The sequence below is a fragment of the Pseudomonas sp. GX19020 genome (assembly GCF_023371075.1).
In the GTDB taxonomy this organism is placed as follows: Bacteria; Pseudomonadota; Alphaproteobacteria; order Rhodobacterales; family Rhodobacteraceae; genus Pseudogemmobacter.
Genome location: NZ_JAMCCR010000005.1, coordinates 156,523 through 183,507, shown reverse-complemented (window position 1 = coordinate 183,507; position 26,985 = coordinate 156,523). Strand labels below are relative to the sequence as shown.

Below are 26,985 nucleotides of genomic sequence, written 5' to 3'. Positions count from 1 at the left end.
CGCCCAATACAAGCTGGGCCCCAAGACATGGCGTCAGGACCAGGCAGAGCGCGGAGACCCAGCGGAATTTGTGGCGGCTGATTTGCGATGTCGAAATTGGCATTTATGTCAGGGTCCGCAGTCCATGTCAGAATGAAGAGACGATCCGGTATATGGCCGGGGCAAGCAGCAGGATCAAAAGGGGGGGTACGGTAAACATCATCGTGCCGAGCGTCATCTTGGTCGGCAGCACATTGGCACGTTCTTCAATTTTTCGGACGCGCTGGTCGCGGAGATCTGCGCTGAACACGCGCAGGGTCTGGGCGACCGGCGTGCCCATGTTCGAGGATTGCAGAATGATATTGGCGAGCTGTCGCAGATCCTGATTGCCGGTCTCATAGACCAGTTTCATCCAGGCTTCATGGCGGTCCGCCCCTGCGGCCAGCGCTTCGGTCAGGTTGACAAGCCCGGCGGACAGGTCCGGATGGACAGGGGCGAGTTCCTCTGCGACGCGCATAACCGCGACATCGGTGGATTGCCCTGCCTCGACACAGATAAGCATGAAATCCAGGGCATCCGGCAGCGCGATTTCGATCCGTTTCAGCCAGGCGTTTCGTCGTCTGTCAACGATCATCACGGGAATGAAATAGCCCAGCACCGCCATAATCAGCTGAAAGCCCAGTTGTGGCAGCGGATCCAGATCCTGCAACTGCGGCAACACACGCAGCAGGATCACCGAAAGGATCAGGGCGACAATCGCGAAACCGACCTTGGCGTAAAGAAACCAGCGCATGGCTTTCGGATGACGAAAGCCTGCCTGGAACAACTGTCTGCGCAGTTCGGAATTGTCGGATTCCGCCTCGGCCATGACAAGGGGCATATCCGGAACAGACTTCGCCGGTGCCGCAGGAGGGGTCGCGGGGGCACGCTGCAACATCAGCAGGGCCATTGCGAACATCAGGGCGCAGCCGATGAAGCATCCCAACAGGATCCAGGAGCTGATAGCGATCATTCGATGCCCTCTGTCATATCAGTCCCCCGCCTTATTCGATTTTCACGAGCCAGCGCATGAACATCATGTTCATGAACAACAGGCCGGCGACGACGCAGAGCATCGGAATGAAGAAGGGCTTGTCAGAGATCTCGGCGAAATAGTCAGGGTTGATCGCCAGCAGCATCACCGTGGCGCCGATCGGGAAGAAAGACAGAAAACGCCCCGACCATTTTGCTTCGGCCGTGATCGAGCGTACCTTGCGCTGCAACTGTTGCCGGCCCCGCGCGATGGCGCAAAGACGTTCAAGCACTTCGGCCAGATTGCCACCTGTCGAGGATTGCAGGGCCACCGCGGCGGCCAGAAACCGCAGGCTCTGGTTTTTGCAGCGATCTGCCATTTCACGCAAAGCGCTTACCGGTTCCTGGCCATAACTGATCCGGCGCGAGGTCTCGCCAAATTCCTCGGCCAGCGGGCCGATCAGTTCCTGCCCGACGGCATGGAGCGCCGAGCTGACCGGCAGACCGACCCGGAGCGAGCGCACGATCATATCGAGTGCCTCGGGCACGCCTTCCTCAATGCGGAGCAATCGCCTGGTGCTGCGCATCTTCATCCAGAAATACCATATGATCGCTGACAGCAGCAGCCCGGTCACCGCGCCGATCAGGATATTGATATCCAGAAGCGCGTTGAACAAAATCATGACCAGCGTCGTTATGGTCAGCGTCAGCACCAGAGCAATACGCCGCATTTCGGCGGTGAAGGCCGCCATATTGAGGTCGTCCCATTTTCCGGGCAGCAGATGACGCCACCAGGATGGCGGCCCGTCGCGGCGCAGCGTCACCTGATCCGGGGCGGGCGCATCCCCGCCGGTCGCTGGCCGGCCTGAAAAGCGCGCGATGACAGCTTGCAGAAAGGCGCGGCGGTGCAGCACGCGGCTATAGCAAATTGCAACGACAATCAGCCCCAGCCCTGCTCCGACCAAAAGCGAAAAAATGAGAGCAAGGCTCATGGTCACGCCCCGTAAAGGTCGGGAGGCAGGGTGATCCCCCAGCGGCGGAAGCGGTCGGACGAATCCGAGCGTACCCCGGTCGCGGCGAAATGCCCTTCGACACGGCCATCGGGGGTCACGCCGCTATGTTCGAAATAGAACAGTTCCTGCATGGTGAGGACATCACCTTCACAGCCCGTCACTTCGGTGATCGAGGTCACTTTGCGGCTGCCATCCTGCAGACGGTTGACCTGCACGATGAGGTTGACCGCGCTGGCGACCTGGCGGCGCAAAGCCGCCAGCGGGATCTCGATCCCGGCCATGGCAACCATGTTTTCCAGCCGGCTGGTGGCGTCGCGCGCCGAATTGGCATGGATCGTCGTCATCGAGCCGTCATGCCCGGTGTTCATGGCCTGCAGCATGTCGATCACCTCATCGCCGCGGGTCTCGCCGACGATAATCCGGTCGGGGCGCATCCTGAGGGCGTTGCGCAGACAGTCCCGCTGGGTGACGGCGCCTTTGCCTTCGATATTGGGCGGGCGGCTTTCCATCCGGCCGACATGTTTTTGCTGAAGCTGCAATTCGGCGGTATCTTCGACCGTGATGATGCGCTCGCGCTTGCCGATATAGGCAGAAAGCGCATTCATCAGCGTGGTCTTGCCCGAGCCGGTCCCGCCCGAGATCACGATATTCAGCCGGCAGGCAACAGCGGCGCGCAGATAGATCGCCATCTTCTCGCTCATCGCGCCCAGAAAGGTCAGCTGTTCGAGGCTGAGCTTGTCTTTGCGGAATTTCCGGATGGAAACCAGCGTGCCATCAAGCGCGATAGGGTAAATCACGGCATTGAGACGTGAGCCATCCTGAAGCCGGGCATCGACATAAGGGGTCGATTCGTCCAGCCGGCGCCCGACCATGCCGACGATCTTTTGCAGGATGCGGCGCAGATGGGCCTCGTCCTGGAATTGCACATCGGTCAGTTCAAGAAGCCCGCCCTGTTCGATGAAAACCTGCTCGGGTCCATTGATGAGAATATCAGAAACGGATTCTTCATTGAGCAGGATTTCCAGCGGCCCCAGCCCCATGACTTCATAATAAAGGTCATTGACCAGGCTGTCGCGGTCGGACCGGCTCACCGCAACACTTTGCGACGGGATGACCGCTTTCAGAACCGCGGCAATCTCGGCTTTGATATCGGCCTCCGAGGCCTGCACCAAAGCGGAAAGGTTAAGAACCTCCAGCAATTGCTGATGGGCCTGCTGCCGGATCTCGGTCAGCTTGCGCCGGCGCTGGCGTGCGGCCTGGTTTTCTGCCGAGGGGACTTCCGCCGGCAGCGCGGCTTCAGGCTGAAAATGGCTGAGCGGGTTTTCCTGGGGAACCTCGTTTTGCTCTGCAAGTCTGCTGTCGCGAAATTTACGAAACATCAGCCAGCCTCCGTCGTGGACAGCTCTCGTGGCCCTGCCTTGGCAAGGATATCTGCGGCCAGGTCGCGGACCGCCAGTCTGAAGACATTCGCTGGCGCATGACTGGCCAGAGGAATTCCGGCATTGCAGGCCATGGAAACCGGATCCCCTCCGTCGGGCAAGGTTTTGAACACGCCGAACTCATTGTCCTTTTCAAAACGGGCGAGAGAGTCTTCCCACAGCTGGGACCGCCGCAGCGGTGCGCGGTTGAGCAGGCAGCGGAATTTGCCTCCGGGCAGCCCCTCGGAGCGGATAAGATCCTGCAGCTTCGCCAGGTTCTGCGCGGAACGGACATCGAGCAGGGCAGGGGCCAGGACGACCGAGGCCTGATCGAAGGCGGCGCCGCTCCAGTCCGGAAGCTGATGCGGCAGATCGACAATCACCAGATCCGCCTTATTGCGGGCGAGCCCGACAAGACGGCGCAAATGCGCGGCATTGATCCCGTCGACCGGCAGGATCTCTCCAGGGTCCGAGAAAATGTGCAGGTTTGGGGCGGTGCTGCGCAGACACATGTCGAAAGCATCAGAGTCGAGCGCCTCGATGCCGCGATAGGCGTCAAGAATGCGCGTATTCGCCGTAAGGCCCGCATAGGTTGCGACATTGCCATATTGCAGATGCAGATCAATCAGGCAGACAGTGCGGTCTTGCTGCGCCTGCGCCAGTTCAGTGGCAAGATTGACGGCGATTGTCGTTGCGCCCGCGCCGCCGCAGACGGGGAGCACCATGATTGTCTTCAGCGCGTCAGGCAGATCGCGTCCGGGTGGCGGCACTATTATATCGGTCGGCGCGGGATCAGAAATCCTGGTCTTCCCCTTGCGCGAAAAGACCCTTCCCCAGAATCCTGTGCCCGGCGCAGGACCGGCTGCGCTGTCTGGTCCGGGACCGGCTGTCCCGTCAGCGGGGGCGTCTTCTCCGTCAGCTGGGGCAGCGTCGGTGAAGGGGGGGCCGTAAAGGACCTTCACCCCTTTGCGCGCGGCATCCGGGATCTGCAATCGAGACTTCAGCGGCAGCAGGACCAATACTTCGCCCGTGTGCCGGCCTGCCTCTTCCACAAGTGCCTGCAAGAGCCGCGGCAGCGCCGTCTTACTGGCATTCGGGACCAGAACAACGGTGTCGAAGCGGTCTTCCCGATGAAGCTGCAGGTGGTCGAGTGCCTCGGACATCGACAGATCCGTGCGAACCGCACCGGGGGGAATGCGCGAAAACCAGGCTGCAAAAAGCATCACGGCGTCGACGCCATCGCAGATTGAGCAAAGGCGCGTTTCTTGTGTGGCCCTGAGTTTGCTCAGCATGGGACTTCTGCAATCGATCTGGAACCGCCTCTGATGACTGCGGTCGGACAGCGCTCCCGGGAAGAGTTCCCGCCGGTGATCTTGCCGAGTATGGATGAATCGCCTGTGTCCTGGTTGCCGGATGCGCGCACCGCCAGTGGCAGTTTCTCAAGGTCGGTCGGGCCAAACACCACGAAATCACCGTCAAGGCTGCGGCTGCCATCAGACAGGATGATGCTCATAAAGCCGCTCTGATGATTGGCCACGACACCGCGAATGGCGTCCGTGAATTCTCCTTCCAGCAACAGCTTGTCAGCAAGCGCTGACACGGCCCCGGCAGGCTGCCCGTTTGCGGGCGGTGTTCTGACGCGCAAACCGGTCGCGATCAGTCTGGTCTCGGATTTTCCGGCGCCGATATCCTGGGTCCAGACAATGTCGACCCGGGTGCCGTTTGCAAGCTTGCCGCTGAAATCGGCCAGATTGCGCGGCGTAATGGCAAAAATCCGGCCGTTTCCCACCGGCAGCAGCACCCCTGCCGGCGTTGTGCCCGTTTTCGCAATGTCAGTATCGAATATCGCGTTCCCGGCTTTCAGCGCGCTCAGCGCCACAAAGCTTTCGCCCTCTGCGACCGCGGGCAGACCTTGCAGGATGTTGCCAGGCAGATAGCTGACCGGAATTTTTGCTGTAACAAGGCTTTCCGCAGTCAGCACGGTGCCAGGCGCGATGTCGCGCGCCGCCAAGGGTATCTCAACAGTATCACCGAAGGCGCGCAAGCTGCTGCGTGCCGAGGCGAGCTCGAGTTCCAGGGCCCTTGTATAATGAAAGGTGCCGAATGCCCCGCCGAGCGCCAGGACGATCCCGGAAGCGATCAGTGCGATTATTTTGACGTGCATTGCTTCGTGCAACCCTGGGTATAGTTAACGTTTATATCTGTGATGTCATTTCCGACTTCGTCAACTGCGTCATCTACGATCTGAGCGAGCTTTTCCGATGCCAGATCCAGAACGCCGCTGTTCACGAGCACCACCGCAACGACGGCCAGCGCGAATGCTGCGGCGCTCAGCACCAGCCAGTCGACAGAGATGGCACCGCTCTGGCCGGTCGCAAATCTTACTGATCTTGTCACCTGGCCCTCCTCACGTTTCCGGAAGACGCAAACATCACTTCGCGCGGTATTCCGATCAGTCGTCTGTACGGTACATACTAAGTAAGGTCACGCAACTCTTGTTTCACTGAAAGATCATGTATCCGATCGGCTTACCGGCAAGGTAGTCCTGCCGCGCCGCTGCGTAATGGCGCAGGCTCTTCTCGATATCGGCGTCCGACATAAGGCCCGACAACATCGCTTTCGCATCGCGACTGCGCCCGTCCAGCGCATAGGCGATGGCCAGATTGGCGCGCACGGTGTCGCCATTTGCAGGATCGCGCAGCAGTTCTTCCATCAGCTTCATCCCGGCGCCGATATTGCCACCCAGCACCTGGGAAAGGGCGTAGTTGCTCAGCAAGGGGAAGTTGGTCGGCCAGGTTTGCAGCGCGCGCGTGTAGACCTCCTGCGCTTCTGCATGGCGGGACAGGTAGTCAAGGGAGACAGCTTTCCCGGTGAGAGCCGCGAGATTGGTCCGGTCGAGCCGCAGAGCTGTATCGAAATGCTCGATGGCGGTCTTGGGATGCATCTCCTGGAGCGCGAGATTGCCAAGCTGGTTGTGAACCTCGGGAGCGCGCCGGTTCAGATCGCGTGCCCTGAACAGCGCATTCTGCGCCCGGTTGTACTGGGCCAGCGCAGTATAAGACTTTCCAAGCCCGACCAGGGCGGTCACCGATTTCGGATTTCTGGCAGAGGCGAGCTCGAACAGGCGGGCGGCTTCCTCATAGTCCCCGATGGACCAGGCCGCCTCGGCAACCTGTTCGGTTTCGCCTTCCGGTTGTTTTTCCATGACTGCGGGCAGGCTGCAGCCGGAAAGCACAAGCAATGCACACAGGATGACCGGAAGCGCAGCCAAGCGTGAAAACATGTCCGCCCTCATAAGTTGTATTCCACTATAGGTTTAGTCGCCGGATTTCAGAACGTCCATCACCTCGAGTCTATGGATATTGCAAAGTCCGACCGAGTGACATATACGAAAGTTACTTTATCAGTTCTTAGGTTTGTATCATGCAGGTAAAAGCTAAGCGGGATCTGGCAGAATCAACTGCCGGTAGCAGTGTTGGAGCCTGAAGTGGGTCGGATGTACATGACCGGGCCATAGGTGTTGGTAAGCAGTGAATCTACCGGAAGCGGAACCGCCTTACTGTTTCCGTCTCTTGGCTGCCGCTTCTTGCGGCAGCCTTTTTATCAGGCGAACCGGGATAAGAGGCGTGTCGGGTTTGCGTTCTATATGGCATTGCGGGAATCGACCGACTGACCTATGCCAGTGACAAAATCCCCGGAGGGCCATACCCATGGTTGAGATATTTACGGCGGCAAGCGGCCAGTCCGGTGCTGCGACCCGCAGCGTTTCGAATGATGTCCGGCTCTCGGTTCCGTCCGAAGTTTACTTCGGAAGCGGTGTTGCGGGAGTCGCCTTCTACGAGAAATCCGGGGCGGATCTGAAAGTGACACTCCTGGACGGGCAGGAGGTCATGGTCAGGGATTTCTTCGTCATTGGTCCTGCCGGAGAATACAGCCGGCTGCGCGATGGCGGATCGGCAGGCGCGGTCGAAGTGACCGGGCTGATTGCGCCGGAACCCTTTGTTCCGGCAGATCCTTCTGCGCAGACCGCTGTCGCGGAAGTTGAAGAGAAAGCCCAGACAGCGCAACCTTCGGAGGCACTTCGGGACGGTGAGACCGTGGTCGAGGTTAATGTCGGGGGCGGTGAACCGGCGGGCGCGGATGCCGGATCCTCGTCGGGCGGAGACGCCGGCGGCGGCGGTACGTTCTTTGCGGGAATGCCGCTGGACGGTGCAATTTTCGGAGCATCTATGTTCCCGGCAGTCGGCATTATGCTGCGCGGCGGCAATGATGATGATGTCGCACCTGCACATGCGCCTGTGGCAGCTGCTGCGCCGGTGACCGCACCGGAAGAAACCGTTGCAGAAGAACCTGTTGCAGAAGATGCCCCCGCTACGGTCGGCACTGATGCACCGGCAGATCCCTATGTTGCGGATCTTCTTGCGGCGATTCTTGATCCGGACCACGCTGAGACCGATCTGTTTGCCGGCGATACATCTCCCGCGCCGGTCTCTCTGCTGGCCGACGCGGCAGATGGCAGCGCCTCGCATGATACAGGCTCAGATCTTCTTTCGGCATTGTTGGGTGATCTGATCTACACCCCGCCGGAAGGCTGATCGGCGCATCTGTATATGGTCCTTGCTCCATCCCTGTTTAGGCATGCCCGTTCCGGTGCTCTCGCGCTTTGTCTTGGTGCATTTTCAGTGTCACCGGTGCTGGCGCAGTCTCTGAAAGAGGCGGTCAGAATCGGGACGGAGCGCGACCCGACGGTCGAGGCGCTGCAACACGCTGTTGCGCGCGAGACGACCAATATCGAGATCGCGAAAGACGGCAAGCGGCCCCGGCTCAGTGTTTCGGGGGCCACCAGCACAACCGATGATGATCCGGCTCTGACAGTGACTGTCTCGCAGGTTCTGATCGACTGGGGTCTGGTCAAAAGCAGGATTGCGGCCGCCTCGCTGGGCCGGATCAAGGTCGTGGCACAGCTGAAAATGGCGGTTGAGGATCTCAGCCTTGAGATCTCTGAGCTGTATCTGGAAATTGAGACGCTTGATCTCAAGATCGCGAAAACGCAGGTCTATATCGATTTCGCAAACCGGATTGAAGGTTTCTCGCGCAGCCGTGTCTCGGCGGGGCTTTCGGACAGTTCCGAAATCGCACGCGCGCTGCTGGAAATCGCCCGTGCGGAAGAGCGGATGACGCAGCTGCAGGCGGATCGCACGATCACATCGTCGCAGCTGGAATTCCTGCTGGGTAAGCCGGTGGTCAATCCGGGCATCCCGCCGAATCTGGCCTTTACCGACCAGTTTGCATCCAGCGCCAATATCATTGCAGCGGTCGTGATCGCTCCGGCCTATGTCGAGGCGAAGGCCGATCTCGATATAGCTCTGCAGGGGATCAAGGCCGCCAAGGCATCCAACAAGCCGAAGATCACCCTGCAGGCTCAGGGTCGTCAGGACCTGACCGGCGGGCGCGGTCGCAGTGGTGCCGTGGGAATCACCGCGGGCGTCGATCTGAATTCCAGCAGTTTCAGCGGACGCGCGGTGGTCGCGGCTGAACAGGACAAGGCCGCAGCCGAAGCCCGGCTGAAAGCGGCGGAGCGCGATCTTCAGAACACGGTTCGGGTTTATGTCGAACAGATTCGTGTTTTGCAGGGCAATGAGGCCTCGCAGCAGCGCCAGCTTGACCGGGCAGCAGAGGTTCTGGCTGCCTATGAGCAGCAGTTCATCGGCGGAAAAAGAGAGCTGATCGACCTTCTGACCACGGGGCGCGATCACTACGAAGCCGAAATGGACAAAATTGAGACATACAAAGAACGCAAACATACGGAATATGCTGCCGCACACTCCGTTGGTATGTTAGGCTCTCTTTTGTTTGGTACCCGTTGATCCAACGTTAAAGACCTCCAGCACTCAGGCGGGACATTATGGCTGCCAGCGACAACAGGGACGCGCTCGTTCTCGGCCTGATAGAGCTTTGTCGGGCACATGGTATTGCGGCCTCGGTCGAACGACTGAGCGATGGCCTGCCGCGGGAGGCGCATGGCGGCCTCAGCATCACCGCAAGTGCGCGGGCGCTGCGCCGCGTAAACCTGAGCTGCCGGATTGCCGCCGGCCCGCTTTCCTCGATCCCGCCCGAAGCGCTGCCGGTTCTTGTCTTTGGCAAGGATGATGAAGTCGCCCTGCTTGAACAGCTGGATGAGACCAGCGCTGTTCTTGTGCTGCCGGAGACGGGTGGCGGGCGCGTGCATAAAAGCCGGGCAGAGCTGGAAGAGGCCTATGGTGGCCGATTCCTTGCCTCTAAACCGGTCGATGTTGTGTCGCAGCGGCTTGGCGAGACCGATCCGGACAGGCGGCACTGGATCATCGGTGCGGTGCTTGGAAACATGTCGATCTATCGGGATGTTTTCCTTGCGAGCTTTGTGGCCTCGCTGCTGGCGGTCTCGACCGCGATGTTCTCGATGCAGGTCTATGACCGTGTTGTACCGAACCAGGTGTTCGATACGCTGTGGATTCTGGCCAGCGGTGTCGGTCTTGCCATTCTGCTGGAATTTGTCCTGCGGATGATGCGCTCGCGGCTGATCGACCTGTCGGGGCGTGATCTTGACCTGACCCTTTCGGCACGGCTGTTTGAACAGGTCGCAAATCTTCGCCTGTCGCATCAGCCGCGTTCGACCGGGGTTTTTGCCAACCAGGTGCGGGATTTCTCGACCGTCCGCGAGTTTTTCACCTCGGGTACGGCGTCGGCGATCTGTGACATTCCTTTCGTGCTGATCTTTATCGGCATCATCGCCTATATCGGCGGCCCGGTTGCCTTTGTCGTATTGTTCGGCGGCGTGCTGATGGTAGGGCCGGGGCTGCTGATGCAGCGCAAGCTGGCAACGCTCTCCCGCCAGAATACCCGGGAAAGCGCTGCCCTGAACGGCCTTCTGTTGGAAGCGGTTTCCAATCTGGAAACGGTGAAGGCGGCGCGGGCCGAGGGGCGGCTTCACCGCGCTTACGTGCAGCTGACAGCGACCATGGCCGAAACCGGCGTGAAGGCGCGCGAGCAGACCACATTCCTGATGCAGATTGCCTCTTCCACGCAGCAGCTCTGCTACGGGCTGGTCGTGGTGGTTGGGGTCTATCAGATCGCGGCCGGTAATATGACCACCGGCAGTCTGATCGCCTGTACGCTTCTGACCAGCCGGACGCTGGCGCCGCTCGGTCAGGTTGCCGGGCTTCTGACCCGCTGGCAGCAGGTTCGGGCCGCAATGGACAACCTGGACAAGATTATGGAAATGCCGGTGGAACGCCCGGCGGACCGCCATTATCTGCGCGCCCAGCAGATTGGCGGCAGCTATCAGGTGACGGATGCCACCTATGCCCATGACAAGGAAAGCGGCGAGGTTCTGAACATCAAAAGCCTCACCATCAGGGGCGGCGAACATATTGCGCTTCTGGGAGGAAACGGGGCAGGCAAATCGACCTTCCTGCGGCTGATCGCCGGTCTGACAGATCCGGCATCGGGCTCGGTTCTGCTTGATAACCTGTCACTGGCGCAGATCGATCCGATCGACCGCCGTCGCCAGATCGGCTATCTGCCGCAAAGCGCGGCGCTCTTTCAGGGCACGCTGCGCGAGAACCTGCAGCTTGATCACGGGCTCCACAGTGACGAAGAGCTGTTCGAGGCGCTGGATGCCGTCGGGCTGGGACGCCATGTCCGCCGTCATGTCCGCGGTCTTGATATGGCGCTTTACAGCAATGCCAATGTCTCGGGCGGGCAGCGTCAGGCCATCGGCCTTGCCAGGATCATTTTGCAGGATCCGAGGGTGGTGATCCTGGACGAACCAACGGCGGCATTCGATCACATGACCGAACAGCATGTCGTGCAATTCCTGAAAACCTGGCTGGCAGGCCGCACTGCGATCATCGCAACGCATAAGCGCGAACTCTTGGCTCTGACAGAACGCGCGGTTGTTCTGAAAGACGGCGCAATCGCGCATGATGATGCGCTTGGCAAGATCATGGATCTTGCACGCGCCTCGTCGACCCAGCAGGTGAAGGCTGTCAAATGACACAGACAGATTTACAGCCGGATTATCTCGACGGAAGTTTCCGTCGTAAATCCATGGTCACGGCCCGCCATACGGTCTGGATTGTTTCGGCATCGCTGCTGATCGCGGTGATCTGGTCTGCTTTTGCGCAGATCAATGAAATCACCCGTGGCGACGGAACCGTGGTTCCTCTGCGCCGGATGCAGACGATCCAGAGCCTCGAAGGCGGCATTCTGTCGGAATTGCTGGTGCATGAAGGTGACATCGTCCGGGAAGGGCAGGCCATCGCAAAGATCGACGCGACGCGCTTTCGCTCGGCCTTTCTGGAAACAACTGCCGAGATCGATACGCTGCGCGCCGAAATCGCCCGTCTCGAAGCCGAGGTGATGGAAAGCGACAAGATCGAATTCAGCGGTGATGCGGATGGCGAGGCCCGGGCCAATGAACTGCGGCTGTTTCAGGCCCGCCGCACCAAGCTGAATGAATCTATCGGCGCGGCTGAGGCGGAACGCGCCGCGATCATCGGTCAGATCGACATCACCGAGCCGCTGGCGAAACAGGGATCTGTGAGTAAGGTCGATCTGCTGCGGCTTCAGCAGCAGGAGGCCGAGCTGCAGGGGCGGATCAGCGAGTTGCGCAATAACTATGTGCAGGAAGCCTATCGCGATCTGGTTGCGAAAAAGGGTCGGCTTGTGGTGCTGGAACAGCAGATGATCCAGAAACAGGACCAGCTTGACCGGACCGAGATCAGATCGCCGGTTTCCGGGCGCGTCAATAACGTCAATATCACCACGCTGGGCGGTGTCGTGCAGCCCGGGGAGTCCATCATGGAAGTGACCCCCATCGACGATCAGCTGATGATCGAGACAAAGGTTTCTCCGCGGGACGTGGCTTTTATCGCGCCCGGAATGCCTGCCAGCGTCAAGATCACTGCCTATGATTTCTCGACCTATGGGGATCTCAGGGGAACGGTCTCGCAGATCAGTGGTGATACGGTCGATGAACAAACGGCAAATGGTGTTCAGGCCTATTACCGGGTGATGGTCACCACCGAGAAAAGCTATCTTGAACGAAATGGTGAGGAATTGCCGATCCGCCCCGGCATGGTGGCGCAGGTCGACATTGAATCCGGTCGGCGTTCGGTGCTGAGCTATCTGACGCGGCCGATTTTACGCGCTCAGCTGCGTTGATTAAATTGTAGGTAATACAACCAGTGGTATTTGTAATCCCGCTGGATATCGCGTTATGGTATTCGCGTATCGCGCTGTAGCCGATACGATGTGACAGACAACGGCGTAATAACGCGACTGCGGGGGAGAAAGATTAATGGCAGGCATGGGGCTATCGGCCGTGATGTCGTTTTTTCTGACCGTTGCCGCAGTGGCGCCGAGCTTTGCCCAGGAAGTCTGGAGCGCCGGGCGAGGGGGGCTCTCTCTGAACGTGTCCGAGGCGAAATTCATCAAGCTCGAAGAGCCTGCGACCGCAGTTTTCCTTTCCAACCCGAATGTTGCCGAGATCGATCTGCAATCGGCCCGCTATCTCTACATCGTCGGCCGGAATATCGGTGAGTCTAACCTTTTCGTTCTGGGCGAGAATGACGAGCAGATTCTCAGCACCACCATTTCCGTCGGGATCGATGCCGCCCGGCTCGCCTCGGCCGCGCAAAGCTCGATCAGCGGTGGCTCGGTCTCGGTGAAAACCGTCGAGGGCGCGGTCTTTCTCAGCGGCCGCGTGCGCAGCATCGATGATGCCGAAACCGCCGCCGATGTTGTGGCGGCATTGCTTGGCGATGGTGCAATCATCGTAAACCGGCTCGAAGTCGAATCGGCGTCTCAGGTCAATCTCCAGGTTCGGATCGCCGAAGTCTCCCGCACCGTCAGCGAGGACCTCGGCCTCAGCCTGACTGCTGCGCGTGCCGAAAATAGACCGCGTGTCGAGTCACGGCTCGGCGGCATTGATAAAAATGTCGGTGCCGGTAGCAGCAATATCAACCTGGTGCTTGACGCTCTGGCGCGCAACGGGCTGGTCACCATCCTGTCTGAGCCAAACCTGACCGCCCGTTCCGGCGAGGCGGCGACCTTTCTGGCCGGTGGACGGATCCCCTACAGGAATACCGATGCGGACGGAAAGATCTCGACCACCTTTGAATCCATCGGTGTAGAGCTGGAATTCACCCCGACCGTATTTGATCAGAACCAGATCCAGCTGCAGATCAACACCAGGGTGCGCGCAGTTGATGAGGCCAACTCCACTGAAGCCGGGCGCGCTCTCTCCGAGCGCAGCGCGACAACCACGGTGGAACTCGGCAGCGGTCAGAGCTTTGCCATTGCCGGCATGTTCCAGGCGGATACCGCACAATCGCTGAGCGGTATTCCCGGTCTCGTTAATCTTCCGATCCTTGGGGCGCTGTTCAGGTCCTCGAGCTTTAAGAAGGGCGAAACCGAACTGGTCATCATTGTGACCCCCTATCTGGTGAAGCCGACCAGCCCGAACAACCTGCGCACTCCGGTCGATGAGGTGAAGCCCGCAAGTGGCGCCATTGAGCAGCTTGTGACCGGACAAATGAGCAAAACGATCCGTCCCGGCGAAAAGGGCCAGTCAAAGGTCCGCCGGGGTGGGTTCATGCTGCAATAGGAACGGACAGTGCAGATCAGATTCACCCGCATTTTCGTGCCCTTGCTGACAGCAGGGCTTTTGGCAGCCTGTGGCGCCGCATTGCCGCAAGGCCCGACCGAGCGTATTTCTGCGCAAACGCATGAGGCAGTTCTGCCCTATTCCTTCCTGTCCTGTTCGACCGATATCGGTGCGGCCGAGCAGAAGCGGATCCGTACCTTTCTGGATAAACTGGGCCTGACCAGCCAGGATACTCTGGTGGTCTCTGTGCCGAAAAACCGCCTGCCCGAACGCGATGCAGGCCGGCGCAAGACGCTCAGCCAGATTTTTGCCGCCTATCCTGCACGGGTCCGCTTTATCCAGGACGATGATCTGCGCGAATTGCCGCAATCAGAGCCGCAGGGGATCATCCGGGTGGTTCGGGTAACCGGGGTGAATGTGACGTGTAAAGGCGGCACGGGCGAGGCGGGATGCGCCTCGGCCAGAAATCTTGCGGCCATGATTGCGTATCCTGCGGATGTTTTCATGCCGGATAAGGGGGCAAGATATTTGCCTCCGGCAAAAACACAACAGGCAGGGTTTGCACCGTGAAACTGGATCTGTTCAGAGCCGCCAGATCCTGGGCGAGGCGCGAAGATGGTGCGATCACCATCGAATTCGTGATTATTTTCCCGCTGTTTCTCGCCTTTCTGTTCCTTATTGTATTCGTGAGTTTTCTGATTGCGACCGCAAGCGATGTGCAGCAGCTGGCGCATGAACTTGCGCGACAATCCATTGGCCGTCTGAGCCGCGCAACGCCGCCCGCAGATGTTTGCAAGGCCCTGGCCGATGACGAGATCCTGATGGGTGTGCTGGTCCGGCAATCGGTGCTGCTTGACCCGGCGGATCTGACAGTTCTGCCCTGCCCTGGTGCACCGGATGCGAACGGCTTTGTCACCGTGAAGGTGACGTATAATTTCGCGGGCAGCTTTGTGCAGTCGCTGGGGCAGACCTTTGGCGTTGATCTGGGCATCATCACCCGTATTTCTGCCATCAAACTCTGACGATCTGACAATTTGCACCTGATGCGCGGCAGGAATCGGGTGCATGCAACGTATGATTGATTTATCAGACATCGGATTGCGGGAATCCCCTCTGCCGATTCCCCACCTCATCTTCAGCTGCCACTGAGGGGAATATCTGATGGCTGTCTTCCTGAACCTGCAACGTGCAGCGCCTGCTGTTCTGATCGCGGCTGCTGCGGGATCCGTTTTTGTCGGCAGCCTTCAGGCACGGCCCTATACGGCGGTTGAGGTTCGGGGTGCCGAGTTCATTGCAGCCGGTGACATAGCGGCTGCCTGTGAGGTCGTAGCGGGGGAATATGATTCCTCCGATATGAGCGCGGTCCAGGAATGCCTGATGAGCAGCGGTCAGTTTCGCAGCGTAGAGGTGCGGGGCGAGGGCGCGACCCTTGTGGTCGAGGTCAGCGAGCTGAATGACCGCCCCGGTCGGGTTGAGGTCGGTCTGGCTTATGACAGCCGCGATGGCGCGACGCTCAACCTTTACTTCGAGCGCTACAATCTGTTCCCGGGCACCTTCGGTTCGATTGATCTGCGGTTCGCCGAAGAGGTGCAGTCTTTCCGTACATCGCTTTATCGCGCGGATGCCTTTGGCGATCTGGATTTCGGGATTGATACCGAAATGCGCAAGACCAGCTACAGTGATCAGGGGTTTGTTGCAAAGCGGGTGCTGGTCGAGCCATATCTGGCCCTTCCCTTTGCAGAGGGCGGCCGGGCCGAACTGGGGATCGGCTATCGCCGCGACGATATGACGGATGTGGCCGCGGGCTCCAGCGTGCTTTTTGGCCGTGAGATGGGGGTCATTGACGCACCCTATGTCCGCCTTGGCGTCAGCTATTCGTCCAACCCCTCGAAGAATGGCGGGGCTGGTTTCGTGACCGGGCTTTCGCTGTCACTGGACCAGTATTTCTGGGGGCTTGGCACCGATCAGAAGACATATGAGACCCGGATCGAGGCGGATGCGCGCTTTGCGCTGGCAGAGAAGACATCGCTGCTCGTCGGTCTGCGCGGCGGTATTGTTTCCGGCCAGAATGGTCATAACACACGCGCGGTTGACCGTTTCTTCGTCGGCGGGGCCGATTTCAGGGGCTTCGCGCCGCGCGGCATTGGCCCGAAAGACGGCGACTGGTTCCTCGGCGCCAATAATTACTATGTGACCAGTGTCGAGCTGCAGCGCGAGATCGATCAGCTGCTCGGCACCACCGGGCGCATTGGTGTCTTTGCGGATATCGGGTCGGCCTGGGGGCTGGATGATACGCTGGGTGGCACTGTCGATGACGGGAAGTATATCCGCAGTTCGGTCGGCGTTTCGCTGACACTCGATCTGGGCAATATACCGGTGTCGCTCTTTGTGGCCAAACCGGTCGACTACCTGGATGGCGATGACAGGCAGAGCTTCGGTATCAGTTTCAGCACATCATTCTGAGAAATCCGGCTGCGGCAGCAGATCTGCCGCAGCCGGACAGAATGCGTTCAGGCGAGTTTCAGATTACGCGCCTGGATAACCGCCTGGGTCCGGTTTGTGACTCCCAGCTTGCGGCAGATCGATTTCACATGCATTTTGACGGTCGCTTCGGCCAGCCCCAGATTTTCGCCGATTTCCCGATTGGGCATGCCATCGGCCAGGAGGTTGAGCACCGAGACCTCGCGGTCTGAAAGAGGCGAGACGAAAGCCTTCTGTGTGGCTTTATTCTCCTGGATCAGCTCAAGCGGGAAATAGCGCTCTCCTGCCGCCATGAAGCGAATGGCATTTGTGAGGCTTTTCATCGAAGTGGTCTTCGGAACCAGGCCGGCCGCGCCATTCCGGGTCATCTCATCGACAACACGCGGGGTAGGGCCCCCGGTGATGATGCCGACCGGCTTCCCCGCATTCAATGCGGTGATCTGCTTCAGTGTTTCGACCCCATGCATCCCGGGCATGTCGAGATCCAGCAGGATGAGGTCGAATTCGCCGTTTTTCTTCAGCTGTTCGATTGCACCATCGATCGAGACCGCGGTGCTGAGCTTGATATCCGGGCTGTTCTCCAGCACCAGGCCGATGATTTCGAGGATCAGGGTATGGTCATCGGCGATGAGCACGCTGAGCGGCGCAGGTGCCGGATTGTTTTCACTCATCATGTCTCTCTCATTGCCCTGTCAGAATTGCCCTGCCAGGTGAATACCGCCGACTGCGACGATTGGATAAACGTCTGTAAAAATCACATGCTCAGAAGAGAGAATTGTCAAGACTTTAAGCGGGGATCCGGCCCAGCGGTTCGACAGCTTCTCTTTTTGGGCAGTGACCTCGCCGGTCGAACAAAACTTAAGACTTATGATCGGGATTACCGTCAGCTTTCGGCTGCATACTGCTGCAACCGAACTTCCGTACTATGTGCCATCTCTTCCGCTAGATCCAGCGTCGCGGCATCGCATAGCCCCACGCGGGCGTCGATCTGCAAGCGCCGAAGTGCGTATTCGACCCCTGCCAGCCCGGTAAGACCGGCAGACCCGATCGCTGAATGGATTCGTGCCCGCAGATTTTCGGGGATTTCCGGGCTGCGGGCGAGGTCAAAGACCTCGCGCGCCTCTTCAAGCGCGCGCTGCATGAAGACAAGCGTTGCAGGGCGTCCCATTTCTGCGGTCAGTTCAAGGACAAGTGCATTGTTCAGCATGGTCTCGGGCGTCTGCATTCTGTTGATGGCCTGTTGGCGGGGCCGTGTCCCTTCTTTCGCATCCCTGAGAGCGAGGCGTAATTCAGACGGGCGCACGGGTTTGATAAGAATATGATCCATCCCCGCAGCGAGGCCGGATCCGTGGATCACCGAGCCGACATGTGCCGTAAGCCCGACGATAAGAAGATGTTGTCCGGCACTTTCTTCGCTGCGGATCTGGCGCGCCACTTCGATCCCGTCGATATCGGGCAAAGTGACGTCCAGCAGAACAACATCGATCTGATCTTTCTTTGATCTGACCCGCAGAAGCGCATCCATACCGTTGACGACGCCCTCAACTTCCGCGCCGGCATCGGTCAATGTCCGCAACAGGATTGCGAGATTTACGGGATTGTCCTCGACGACAAGGATCCTGAGACCGGCAAGACTGATGAATTCCGGACGGTCCGGGATCTGATCCCCGCGCTGATCGTCCCGTGCCCTGGCGCCGGTGAGCGGAAAGGTGATGCGGAAAAGTGCGCCGCGTTCTTTGCCCTGTCCCAATTCGATCCGGCCGCGCAGGCGGCTGACCGCCCGGGACACAATACCAAGCCCGAGCCCGTAGCCGTCTTTGCTGCCCGGTTGGAGGGGCCGTCCAGCGGTGCCGGGGCTGAGCACCAGCTTGCGCTCGGCCTCAGTGAAGCCCGGCCCGACATCTTCGACTTCCAGCGTCACAAGACTTTCAAAGCTGCCTTCGGTGGCCGCGATTTTCAGCCTTACGGTAATGGGGCCGTTCATATTGAAACGGTTCGCGTTTGTGATCAGGTTTTGCAACACCGCGCGCAACAGATGCGGTCCGCCGCTATGCCAGGCCTCACCTTCGGGCAGCTCGGCCAGGATAAAGTTATTGCTGCGCCGGCAGATCGGGTCGAGCAGGCGGACCGTTTCGCGCACGACGGCGATCAGATCGAAATCGACCCGCGGTTCCGTATCTGCCGATACCCCGTCCATCCGCACCGTTTCCAGCAGATTGGCGACCTGATCAATGGCAAGCTGTGCGAGGGCGCCAAGCTCGGCCTCTCGCCCATCCTGGGTTCTGGCGTCTTTAAGACCATCCGCCGCAATGATCAGCGATTGCAGCGGCGCGCGCAGATCATGGGCCATATCTGTGATGCGCTCTGAAAGCGAGCGGTCCTCGGCAGACAGGGTGCCACTGGTGACGCGCATCAGATAATAGCGGGCGAGCCCGGTTTCCGCCGGAATGACGTGCAGATCCGCAGTCTCTTCATCGGAGGGGCTGACGCTGCAGCTTCCGCGTGCCTGCGCTTCATCGCGTGCGCCGGCCCAGTCCGCCGACCTGCCAAACCTGTGCCATTGCGCGACTTTCGCGGCTCCCGCCACAGCATTTGCAAGCAGGAGGTCTCCGCTATCCGCAAATATTGCCGTGGCGCGGCTGTCGGTCGCGATAACCGCAGCAAGCAGATCCAGGATGTTGACGGCGGAATCCGCTTTGGTCTGTGCCGGCTGGTGCGCCACCTGGGGAGGAATCACGTCATACTCCTTAAGATCTGCCGAATGTGTTTCTTCGTGGTTCAGTCTTCAACGCTCAGGCCCTTGCAGGCGGCTTGTGTCAGCAAAATACCGAATGACAAGGGGTTAATTGTTTCCTTTTTCGGGAAGCACTGTTCTTCCTGAGGTTGTTTTATCAGGCAAATCACAACCAGGAACCCCTGGATACGGGTGATTTTCAAGAGATGTCCACCAGAGCAGGGAAATCGGGGTCATTCCGATGGCACCAGGTGCTGCCCGGCCAGGGCCTTTGCCCTCATCCTGATTGACATACCTACCCAATATCAATCATACATACTTTCGTAGTGTCATACTAACCCCTACGATGCCATGATCAACCAAGGGTGTGATGAGATGATAATTTTTATACTCGCTCTCGCAGTGCTTACGGAAATTCTTGTGGCAGGGGTTGTTTTTGCTTTGGGCGGGGGCTGGTTGCCCGCCCTCTTCATCGCCCAGGGGGCGGGATGTGCTGCGGTTCTGGGGGCCGCTCTAGTCGGAATTGGGCTGCAGCACATCCATGAGACAGCGGGCGCAGCAAGCGCCGCCTGATCCAACAAACGTAACAAACCAATCTAGGACGAAGAACGATGGGACCCATTCGCATCAACGCTGACAAGCCCACTGACTTCCGGGTCACAGCCCGGCAGGACCAGGTACAGAAATTCGTCCGGGAGGGCGACAATCTGGTTGTCCGGCTGGTCGACGGCAAAAGCATCATTATCACCGACTTCTTTGTCAAAGGACCGAATGGCGAAGTAAGCCGTCTTCTCTATGAAGATGGCACATTCAGCGGTGTTGATGGCAATTCGCAGACCGTCGAAGAAGCCGTCGATGGCATCGGCTCGGCCATGACCAATGAGGAAATGATCGCTCTTGGTGCTGCCGGCCTGGCTGGCATCGGGATCCTCGCCTCATCCGGCAGCAGCGATGCCGCGCCCGGCGACGGCGATGGCGACGGCGACGGCGATGGCGACGGCGATGGCGACGGCGATGGCGACGGCGATGGCGACGGCGATGGCGATGGCGATGGCGATGGCGACGGCGATGGCGACGGCGACGGCGATGGCGACGGCGATGGCGACGGCGACGGCGATGGCGACGGCGATGGCGACGGCGATGGCGATGGCGACGGCGACGGCGACGGCGATGGCGACGGCGATGGCGATGGCGACGGCGATGGCGACGGCGACGGCGATGGCGACGGCGATGGCGATGGCGATGGCGACGGCGATGGCGACGGCGACGGCGATGGCGATGGCGACGGCGACGGCGATGGCGATGGCGACGGCGATGGCGATGGCGACGGCGATGGCGACGGCGATGGCGATGGCGACGGCGATGGCGACGGCGATGGCGACGGCGATGGCGACGGCGACGGCGATGGCGACGGCGATGGCGACGGCGATGGCGATGGCGATGGCGACGGCGATGGCGACGGCGATGGCGATGGCGATGGCGATGGCGATGGCGATGGCGATGGCGACGGCGATGGCGATGGCGACGGCGATGGCGATGGCGATGGCGATGGCGATGGCGACGGCGATGGCGATGGCGATGGCGACGGCGATGGCGATGGCGATGGCGATGGCGATGGCGACGGCGATGGCGATGGCGATGGCGACGGCGATGGCGACGGCGATGGCGACGGCGATGGGAACTCGGTTCTTGGCGAAGTTCTCGAAGGCGTCAGCACAATCGCTCCAGCCCTGCTGAACGGCATCAGCGACGCTCTGACCAATCTCGGCAATGCTGATGTCAGCGCGACGGTGAATGGTCTGCTTGACACTGTGGCAACCGTTCTGGGTGGTGAGAATGGCCTGCTCGACACTGCCGGAGACGCGGTCGCTGAGCTGGTCTCCAGCGTTGAAGCCGGGCTGGCGGCACTGCTTGAGGGGCTTGAAAACGGCACGCCTCTGGCCGGTGCAGGCAACCTTCTGGCCGCATTGGTCGAAGGTATCCTGGGCGGTGATCCGGCAAGCGGCGAAGCCGGCGGCCTGATCCCGCATCTGGAAGGCGGCACTGCGGTGGCAGCTGCGGCTCTGGCAGCTGGTCTTGCCGAAGCCCTCGGCGCTTTGGACAGCCTGGATGTTGCCGGAGCGCTCGGAGCGGTCCTCACCGCGGTTGATGCGGCCCTGTTGCAGGAAGGCGCCCTGATTGGCGAGGCCCTGGAAGGGGTGCACGATCTGCTTGAGAACCTGCTCGGCGGCCTTGACGGCGCAGTCACGGATCTGACCAGCGGCGATGTGCTTGGCGCGGTCTCGACCCTGGTCGACGGTCTGCTCGCAGGTGTCCTTGGTGGCGGTGAAGGCGGCGGCGGCGGTTTGCTGACCGGCTTGCTCGACGGCCTCCTCGGCGATCTGTTGGGGGATGACGGTCTGCTGGGTGGCCTGCTCGGCGGTATCGTCGGCGGCAATGGTGGCCTGCTTGGCGGCCTCATCGGCGAGAACGGCCTGCTTGGTGGCCTCCTGGGCGGTGAAGGCGGTCTGTTGGGCGGTCTGCTCGGCGGCGACGGCGGTCTGCTGGGGGGTCTCCTTGGCGGAGAAGGTGGCGGTCTCCTTGACGCAGTGCTCGGCGATGACGGTCTTCTCGGTGGTCTCTTGGGCGGTGACGGCGGCCTGCTCGGCGGTCTGCTCGGGAATAACGGCCTGCTGGGCGGTCTTCTGGGCGGCGGTGGCCTCCTTGGCGGGCTGTTGGGTGGCGCAAGCGGCGGTCTGCTGGACGGCATCCTTGGTGACCACGGCCTGGTCGGCGGTCTCATTGGCGGTGAAGGCGATCTCCTCGGCGGCCTTCTGGATCCGATCCTTGGTGACAATGGCCTTCTCGGCGGTCTCCTCGGCGGTGAAGGTGATCTCCTCGGCGGCCTTCTGGATCCGATCCTTGGTGACAATGGCCTGGTCGGCGGTCTCCTCGGCGGCGACGGTGACCTCCTCGGTGGCCTTCTGGAGCCGGTCCTCGGTGACAATGGCCTGATTGGCGGTCTCCTTGGCGGCGACGGCGACCTTCTGGGTGGCCTCCTGGAGCCGGTCCTTGGTGACAATGGCCTGGTCGGCGGTCTCCTTGGCGGCGACGGCGACCTCCTCGGCGGCCTTCTGGAGCCGGTCCTCGGTGACAATGGCCTGATTGGCGGTCTCCTCGGCGGCGACGGCGATCTCCTCGGAGGCCTTCTGGAGCCGGTCCTTGGTGACAATGGCCTGGTCGGCGGTCTCCTCGGCGGCGACGGTGACCTCCTCGGTGGCCTTCTGGAGCCGATCCTCGGTGACAACGGCCTCGTTGGTGGTCTGCTGGGCGACGATGGCCTGGTTGGCGGCTTGCTGGGAGATAATGGTCTGGTTGGCGGCCTTGTCGGCGGCCTGCTGGGTGGGAATGGTGGCCTTCTTGGCGGTCTCTTCGGGGGTAGCAGCACCCTCTTGGAAGATGACAGCCATGCTGGCGCCCTGCTCTCGTAACTGAGAGCTCCCTCAGGAGCGGAACAACCCCCCGTTCCTGACACTGAGCTGCCGCACCCCCATGCGGCAGCTCATTTTATTTGTAGCCGGCGGGATTTTGTCGGAAGACTGCTGACGCAGAAGACACAGAATACGACGACACAGAATACAGGGGCCGTTTTCGTGACAGTAATGATGCAGGCCAGCGCAACGGTGTCTGACCTCCAGGTCCTCGACAGTTTCCATGGCAGGGACACTTTTGCCCTTGTTGCCGGCGCGCCGGTCTGGCTGGCCTGGCGTTGCGCGGGGCGGCAAATCGCGGCCGGCTGGTATGAGGCCGATGATCTGGCGGCCGCCATCGCTCTGGCGCGGGCCGATCTGCCGGAGGTGCCGGATCCGGATTCGCTGGAAATCTGCGTGACACATGATTGGGAACATGTCGCGCCGGAGGCGCTGGCCACATCCTTTCCGAACGGCCTGCGCGGGCTTGTCGGAATGGAGATCCTGTCAGGCGGCAAGCTGACACGGGTCGCACCAACCCGTGCGATCGCCACAAACCGCGCGCCCTTTCGCGAGATTGAACGGCTTGCGAAACTGAAACGCGTCACGCCTGAGGCCTATGCGCGGGCCGCCCGGATCCGCCGCTTCAGCGCCGATCAGTTCCTGCTGCTTATTCCCGAAGACAGATGTATCAGGCTCTGGCGCGGCGGGCAGGTTCAGCCGGCGGAAACCGTCGATGCGCTTTTGTTGCAGCAGACGGTTGAGGGGCTGATCGGATGGATGTGGCAAAATCTGCACCCCGATGGCCGGATGACCTATAAATACTGGCCAAGCCGGGGCGCCGAGTCGAAAGCCGACAATACCATACGCCAGTTTATGGCCACCGTGGCGCTCGGCCGGGTTGCGATGCGCAGCGGAACGGCCGAGGATGCCACCGGCGCGCAGGCCAGTCTGGCCTATAATCTCGACCGGTTTTACGCGGAAGAAGATGGTCTCGGCATGATCATTTTCGAAGGCAAGGCAAAGCTCGGGGCCATGGCGCTGGCGGCGCTGGCGATCCTTGAGTTTCGCGAGGCCGGCCTCATCGAGCCTGCAGGATATGAGGCGGTTTTCACGGCGCTTTGCGCTGGCATCTTTCATCTCTGGCAGGAGAACGGCGCCTTCCGCACCTTCCTGAAGCCGCCGGATCGCAACGACAATCAGAATTTCTATCCGGGCGAGGCGCTGCTGTTTCTGGCGACGCTGCACCGTAAGACCCGCGATCCGGATCTGGCCCGCCGCTGTATGACCAGTTTCCGCTATTATCGCGACTGGCATCTGGCGGATCCGAACCCGGCCTTCGTTCCCTGGCACAGCCAGGCCTGTGTCATGCTGTGGGAAGATCTTGGCGCGCCGGAGCTGGCGGAATTCGTGTTCAGTCGGAATGACTGGATCCTGCATATGCAGCAATGGGGCGGGCGGCTGCATCCGGATTTTCAGGGGCGGTTCTATAATCCCGAACGCCCGGATTTCGGGCCGCCGCATGCCTCTTCGACCGGGGTCTATATGGAAGGGCTTGCCGATGCCTGGCGCCTGGCGCATCGCCTCGGCGATGATGCGCGCGCGGAGCGTTACGCGACAGCCTTGCGGCGCGGCTTGCGCGCGATCCGGCAGCTGCAGTTTCGCGACAGAAAGGTTGACGGGTTTTACATCAGCCGGCCCGAGATGGTCATGGGCGGATTGCGCACCGAGACCTATAATAACGAGATCCGGGTGGATAATGTGCAGCATTGCCTGATGGCATTGCTCAAACTTGACAGAGATGCGGATTTCAACTGGTCAGGCGGGGTCTGATCTCTGGGTCTGAACTTGGGGGATCCGGGGTGAAAGCCCTTGAAGATCAGAGTGTTGTGACCTGAAGGCGAAGCTTGCGCTGTTCCATCTGCATGGCCTTGCGAAGCAGCCTCGGCTGAAGATCATCCGGATCCCCGCCTCCGAACTTGCGGCACGTCTCGTGAAACTCAACCTGCCTGTCCGGATCCGTCAGGTCGGGTTCTTCCGGCGGCCGGAGGGCCATGTCCGATATACGCCTGATACGGCTGCGGCGGCGCCAGCGAATGAGGGTCAGCAGATAGAGACAGGTTACGATCCCCTGAATCAGCAGAACCTGATCGAAGCCGGTCAGAAAACAGATGGCAGCGATTACGGCGCCCACGAGCCACATCAGAGGAAAAATCGCCATTGACCGGGTGTCCCTGCAACAGATCCAGACACAGAATGGCCAAAGAATACTGATATATACTATAGTTTGTCAAATGCCCTTTAGTTTGGTCCTGCTTGATGGTTTGGTTTTCGGCTTCAGATGACTTCGCGTTCTCTGTGCGGTTTTCCAGTCTGTATTCTACCATAATGACCGGTACCCGGTGGCAGAGATCCTGCCGGACGCGACCCGCAAACGGGCATCCCTGTTCAGCTGATTTTTGGTGTATGACCTGATCCGGGATCTTTGCGACCATCCGGCCAAAGGCAATGCCAAAGCCCTGCTGTTCCGGGAGGAGTGTTGTCCGCCAGGACTGGACCTCGACTTCGGTCCCTTCCTGTCGAATGCGACGGTCGAACTGGAACGGCGGAAGGTCGGGCGCCGTATCAGGGCTGCGAAGCTCCCGACCATCCAAAGCCTGGCCAGCTTCGACTTTGCGGCCATCGCGAAGCTGAACAAGATGCCGGTTCAGGAGCTGACCCGCTGCGAACGGATCACATGTCGCGAGAGTGCCATTGCCCTCGGCCCGTCCGCCACTGGCAAGACCCATGTCGCCCGCGGCACAGGGCTGGCCGTCTGCCATAAAAGGCCTTCCCGTCGGTTTCACCACCGCTGATACGTTTCACTGGCGTCCCGGAAACGGTCACACCATTATAGTGCTTAACTCTGCTGCTCCGGTTGGTTACGGGTTTGCCTTTGTGCGGGTTTCCGCCGGGGGCTCCGGTCCGGCGGGACAGATGCACGTGCAAACTTCTGTTTTTGCGCTAACAGCGTGCAACAGGATCAGAAATCTTTTGCAGGGCGCAGAGCAAGCCCTGCAACCTGATGAGGAACGGGCACAGCATGGCGCTGAATGATGGGTCGGGCACGGGGGCAGCAGTATCGCCACGCCGGGGTAAGGTCTACATCTGGCTGGGGGTGATCGTGATTGCGGCTGGCGCGGGCCTGTTCTTCCTGCGCCCGTCGGCCGAGGTCACAGCTGCGCAGGATGCGTCGGAAGAGGCGCCCGCCGCCCTGGTGATGCAGCTTCTGCCCTCCGAGCTTTATGAGGTCAGGACCGGCACGCTCAGCGATACGGTGCAGGTCACCGGTTCGCTTGTCCCCGCTCGGGCGCTTTCCATTCCTGCCGAGGTGTCGGGACGGATCGATACAGTGAAGTTCCGCGTTGGAGACCAGGTTGGGGAAGGGGCCGAACTCGCGACGATTGACGTGGAGACGCTGCGCAACCGGCTGGAGCAAAGCCGTGCCACCGCCGAGGCAACCCGCGCCCAGCTGGTACTGGCAGAGGCGCAGTTGCAACGCACCACCGATCTGGTGCGGCGGGGTGTTTCCTCGACCTCTGCGCTTGAGACCGAAGCAGCCAATCTCAGCCAGATCGAGGCGAATTACACCGCGCTGATGCGCCAGGTCGAGACCGCCGAAGATGACCTCTCCAAGGCAAAGATCACGGCCCCTTTCGCGGGTGTGATCTCGGCCCGTTCCGTCGATCCCGGCACCTATGTCACCATCGGCACCGAGCTTCTCGGGCTGGTTGACATGACCGCGCTGGATCTGGAGGGCGGCGTGCCGGCGGTACATGCGCCACGGCTGCGCATCGGCCAGCGGGTTGATCTGGTGGTTGACGGTCTTGCCGATCATCATTTCGAAGGTGTCATTGACCGGATCGCCCCTGTCGCCGTAGCAGGCACGCGCGTGCTGCCGGTTTTCGCACGGATCGAGAATGCCGATGGGCTGCTGAAAGGCGGCATGTTCGCCTCTGGCACGCTGGTGCTTGAGGAAGCGACTGACGGGATCGGTATTCCCGCTGACGCGCTTCGCGAAGATGACGCGGGCACCTATGTCCTGAAAATCACCGGCGACAAAGCGAGCCGCCAGCCGGTCGAAGCGGGCCGCAGCTGGAACCGGGGGCGCGTGGTCGAGATAGTTTCGGGCCTCAGCCCCGGCGATACCATCGTGGCCCTGAAATTGGAGCGGTTGCAGGCTGGCGCAACGGTCTCGCTGGTGGGGCGCTGA

The 26,985-nt window shown here is 60.5% G+C and carries 22 protein-coding genes and 1 pseudogene; 12 read left to right on the top strand and 11 right to left on the bottom strand.

From position 1 onward, the window contains the following. Nucleotides 1-127: 127 nt before the first annotated feature. The 7 genes from M3484_RS11250 to M3484_RS11220 all read right to left on the bottom strand — a co-directional run bounded on the left by M3484_RS11250 (nucleotide 128) and on the right by M3484_RS11220 (nucleotide 6,704). On the bottom strand, nucleotides 128-991 hold the full coding sequence (locus M3484_RS11250) for a type II secretion system F family protein (RefSeq protein ID WP_249496929.1): 864 nt from the start codon (nucleotides 989-991) through the stop codon (nucleotides 128-130). A 31-nt stretch (nucleotides 992-1,022) separates the two neighbouring features. Continuing rightward, the gene (locus M3484_RS11245; protein ID WP_249496928.1) at nucleotides 1,023-1,982 is read right to left on the bottom strand and encodes a type II secretion system F family protein; all 960 of its coding nucleotides are present in this window, start codon (nucleotides 1,980-1,982) and stop codon (nucleotides 1,023-1,025) included. A gap of 2 nt (nucleotides 1,983-1,984) precedes the next feature. After that, nucleotides 1,985-3,382, bottom strand: a complete 1,398-nt coding sequence (locus M3484_RS11240) for a TadA family conjugal transfer-associated ATPase (protein ID WP_092902982.1) — start codon at nucleotides 3,380-3,382, stop codon at nucleotides 1,985-1,987. Continuing rightward, a complete protein-coding gene (locus tag M3484_RS11235; RefSeq protein ID WP_249496927.1) occupies nucleotides 3,382-4,584 on the bottom strand; it encodes a CpaE/TadZ family protein in 1,203 nt (400 codons plus the stop codon). The genes M3484_RS11240 and M3484_RS11235 overlap by 1 nt, the downstream gene beginning before the upstream one ends. A gap of 122 nt (nucleotides 4,585-4,706) precedes the next feature. After that, entirely contained in the window at nucleotides 4,707-5,432 is a 726-nt protein-coding gene (locus M3484_RS11230; RefSeq protein WP_143040557.1) for a CpaB family protein, read from the bottom strand. A gap of 137 nt (nucleotides 5,433-5,569) precedes the next feature. Continuing rightward, nucleotides 5,570-5,818 (bottom strand): hypothetical protein, encoded by a 249-nt coding sequence (locus M3484_RS11225; protein WP_249496926.1) that lies wholly within the window; start codon nucleotides 5,816-5,818, stop codon nucleotides 5,570-5,572. A gap of 103 nt (nucleotides 5,819-5,921) precedes the next feature. After that, a complete protein-coding gene (locus M3484_RS11220) occupies nucleotides 5,922-6,704 on the bottom strand; it encodes a tetratricopeptide repeat protein (protein WP_249496925.1) in 783 nt (260 codons plus the stop codon). A gap of 427 nt (nucleotides 6,705-7,131) precedes the next feature. Between M3484_RS11220 and M3484_RS11215 the strand changes: the two genes are divergently transcribed. From M3484_RS11215 to M3484_RS11180, 8 genes are all read left to right on the top strand, one after another. Then, nucleotides 7,132-8,016 carry a hypothetical protein gene (locus tag M3484_RS11215; protein WP_092902992.1) on the top strand — a complete coding sequence of 295 codons (885 nt, stop codon included), beginning with the start codon at nucleotides 7,132-7,134 and terminating at the stop codon, nucleotides 8,014-8,016. A 96-nt stretch (nucleotides 8,017-8,112) separates the two neighbouring features. After that, the gene (locus tag M3484_RS11210) at nucleotides 8,113-9,288 is read left to right on the top strand and encodes a TolC family protein (protein ID WP_171909646.1); all 1,176 of its coding nucleotides are present in this window, start codon (nucleotides 8,113-8,115) and stop codon (nucleotides 9,286-9,288) included. A gap of 38 nt (nucleotides 9,289-9,326) precedes the next feature. Next, nucleotides 9,327-11,456, top strand: a complete 2,130-nt coding sequence (locus M3484_RS11205; protein ID WP_249496924.1) for a type I secretion system permease/ATPase — start codon at nucleotides 9,327-9,329, stop codon at nucleotides 11,454-11,456. Then, nucleotides 11,453-12,625: a beta-barrel domain-containing protein gene (locus M3484_RS11200; RefSeq protein WP_092902998.1), complete on the top strand. Its 1,173-nt coding sequence runs from the start codon at nucleotides 11,453-11,455 to the stop codon at nucleotides 12,623-12,625. The genes M3484_RS11205 and M3484_RS11200 overlap by 4 nt, the downstream gene beginning before the upstream one ends. 163 nt (nucleotides 12,626-12,788) lie before the next feature. Next, a complete protein-coding gene (locus M3484_RS11195; RefSeq protein ID WP_249496923.1) occupies nucleotides 12,789-14,069 on the top strand; it encodes a type II and III secretion system protein family protein in 1,281 nt (426 codons plus the stop codon). A 9-nt stretch (nucleotides 14,070-14,078) separates the two neighbouring features. After that, nucleotides 14,079-14,639, top strand: coding sequence for a hypothetical protein (locus tag M3484_RS11190; RefSeq protein WP_249496922.1), 561 nt, complete (start codon nucleotides 14,079-14,081; stop codon nucleotides 14,637-14,639). Further along, the gene (locus M3484_RS11185) at nucleotides 14,636-15,091 is read left to right on the top strand and encodes a TadE/TadG family type IV pilus assembly protein (RefSeq protein WP_171909648.1); all 456 of its coding nucleotides are present in this window, start codon (nucleotides 14,636-14,638) and stop codon (nucleotides 15,089-15,091) included. Before M3484_RS11190 ends, M3484_RS11185 begins: the two co-directional genes overlap by 4 nt. A gap of 139 nt (nucleotides 15,092-15,230) precedes the next feature. Next, the gene (locus M3484_RS11180) at nucleotides 15,231-16,532 is read left to right on the top strand and encodes a BamA/TamA family outer membrane protein (protein ID WP_249496921.1); all 1,302 of its coding nucleotides are present in this window, start codon (nucleotides 15,231-15,233) and stop codon (nucleotides 16,530-16,532) included. A gap of 47 nt (nucleotides 16,533-16,579) precedes the next feature. On the opposite strand, the gene M3484_RS11175 is transcribed toward M3484_RS11180, so the two are convergent. Then, nucleotides 16,580-17,224, bottom strand: a complete 645-nt coding sequence (locus M3484_RS11175) for a response regulator transcription factor (protein ID WP_249496920.1) — start codon at nucleotides 17,222-17,224, stop codon at nucleotides 16,580-16,582. A 209-nt stretch (nucleotides 17,225-17,433) separates the two neighbouring features. Continuing rightward, nucleotides 17,434-19,287 (bottom strand): hybrid sensor histidine kinase/response regulator, encoded by a 1,854-nt coding sequence (locus M3484_RS11170; protein WP_249496919.1) that lies wholly within the window; start codon nucleotides 19,285-19,287, stop codon nucleotides 17,434-17,436. A gap of 608 nt (nucleotides 19,288-19,895) precedes the next feature. Between M3484_RS11170 and M3484_RS23980 the strand changes: the two are divergent. Continuing rightward, nucleotides 19,896-20,078, top strand: a pseudogene (locus tag M3484_RS23980) (BapA prefix-like domain-containing protein); the annotation flags it as partial. A 141-nt stretch (nucleotides 20,079-20,219) separates the two neighbouring features. Here M3484_RS23980 and M3484_RS11165 read toward each other — a convergent pair. Continuing rightward, nucleotides 20,220-22,733, bottom strand: coding sequence for a hypothetical protein (locus M3484_RS11165; protein ID WP_249496918.1), 2,514 nt, complete (start codon nucleotides 22,731-22,733; stop codon nucleotides 20,220-20,222). Between the two features lie 183 nt (nucleotides 22,734-22,916). On the opposite strand from M3484_RS11165, the gene M3484_RS11160 reads away from it, so the two are divergent. Then, nucleotides 22,917-24,566, top strand: a complete 1,650-nt coding sequence (locus M3484_RS11160) for a TroA family protein (protein ID WP_249496917.1) — start codon at nucleotides 22,917-22,919, stop codon at nucleotides 24,564-24,566. 46 nt (nucleotides 24,567-24,612) lie between these two features. Here the strand turns inward: M3484_RS11160 and M3484_RS11155 are convergent, their stop codons facing one another. Next, the gene (locus M3484_RS11155) at nucleotides 24,613-24,954 is read right to left on the bottom strand and encodes a hypothetical protein (protein ID WP_249496916.1); all 342 of its coding nucleotides are present in this window, start codon (nucleotides 24,952-24,954) and stop codon (nucleotides 24,613-24,615) included. 241 nt (nucleotides 24,955-25,195) lie between these two features. On the opposite strand from M3484_RS11155, the gene M3484_RS11150 reads away from it, so the two are divergent. Together M3484_RS11150 and M3484_RS11145 are read left to right on the top strand one after the other, a co-directional pair. Next, nucleotides 25,196-25,588 (top strand): ATP-binding protein, encoded by a 393-nt coding sequence (locus tag M3484_RS11150; RefSeq protein ID WP_349306272.1) that lies wholly within the window; start codon nucleotides 25,196-25,198, stop codon nucleotides 25,586-25,588. A gap of 227 nt (nucleotides 25,589-25,815) precedes the next feature. Continuing rightward, on the top strand, nucleotides 25,816-26,985 hold the full coding sequence (locus tag M3484_RS11145; protein ID WP_171909649.1) for an efflux RND transporter periplasmic adaptor subunit: 1,170 nt from the start codon (nucleotides 25,816-25,818) through the stop codon (nucleotides 26,983-26,985).

Bases quoted from the DNA above. Each gene is read 5' to 3' on its own strand.
- M3484_RS11180 (WP_249496921.1), top strand. From the start codon at position 15,231: ATGGCTGTCTTCCTGAACCTGCAACGTGCAGCGCCTGCTGTTCTGATC.
- M3484_RS11145 (WP_171909649.1), top strand. From the start codon at position 25,816: ATGGCGCTGAATGATGGGTCGGGCACGGGGGCAGCAGTATCGCCACGC.
- M3484_RS11245 (WP_249496928.1), bottom strand. From the start codon at position 1,982: ATGAGCCTTGCTCTCATTTTTTCGCTTTTGGTCGGAGCAGGGCTGGGG.
- M3484_RS11250 (WP_249496929.1), bottom strand. From the start codon at position 991: ATGATCGCTATCAGCTCCTGGATCCTGTTGGGATGCTTCATCGGCTGC.
- M3484_RS11200 (WP_092902998.1), top strand. From the start codon at position 11,453: ATGACACAGACAGATTTACAGCCGGATTATCTCGACGGAAGTTTCCGT.
- M3484_RS11240 (WP_092902982.1), bottom strand. From the start codon at position 3,382: ATGTTTCGTAAATTTCGCGACAGCAGACTTGCAGAGCAAAACGAGGTT.
- M3484_RS11235 (WP_249496927.1), bottom strand. From the start codon at position 4,584: ATGTCCGAGGCACTCGACCACCTGCAGCTTCATCGGGAAGACCGCTTC.
- M3484_RS11155 (WP_249496916.1), bottom strand. From the start codon at position 24,954: ATGGCGATTTTTCCTCTGATGTGGCTCGTGGGCGCCGTAATCGCTGCC.
- M3484_RS11175 (WP_249496920.1), bottom strand. From the start codon at position 17,224: ATGATGAGTGAAAACAATCCGGCACCTGCGCCGCTCAGCGTGCTCATC.
- M3484_RS11215 (WP_092902992.1), top strand. From the start codon at position 7,132: ATGGTTGAGATATTTACGGCGGCAAGCGGCCAGTCCGGTGCTGCGACC.
- M3484_RS11165 (WP_249496918.1), bottom strand. From the start codon at position 22,733: ATGGCTGTCATCTTCCAAGAGGGTGCTGCTACCCCCGAAGAGACCGCC.
- M3484_RS11220 (WP_249496925.1), bottom strand. From the start codon at position 6,704: ATGTTTTCACGCTTGGCTGCGCTTCCGGTCATCCTGTGTGCATTGCTT.
- M3484_RS11205 (WP_249496924.1), top strand. From the start codon at position 9,327: ATGGCTGCCAGCGACAACAGGGACGCGCTCGTTCTCGGCCTGATAGAG.
- M3484_RS11195 (WP_249496923.1), top strand. From the start codon at position 12,789: ATGTCGTTTTTTCTGACCGTTGCCGCAGTGGCGCCGAGCTTTGCCCAG.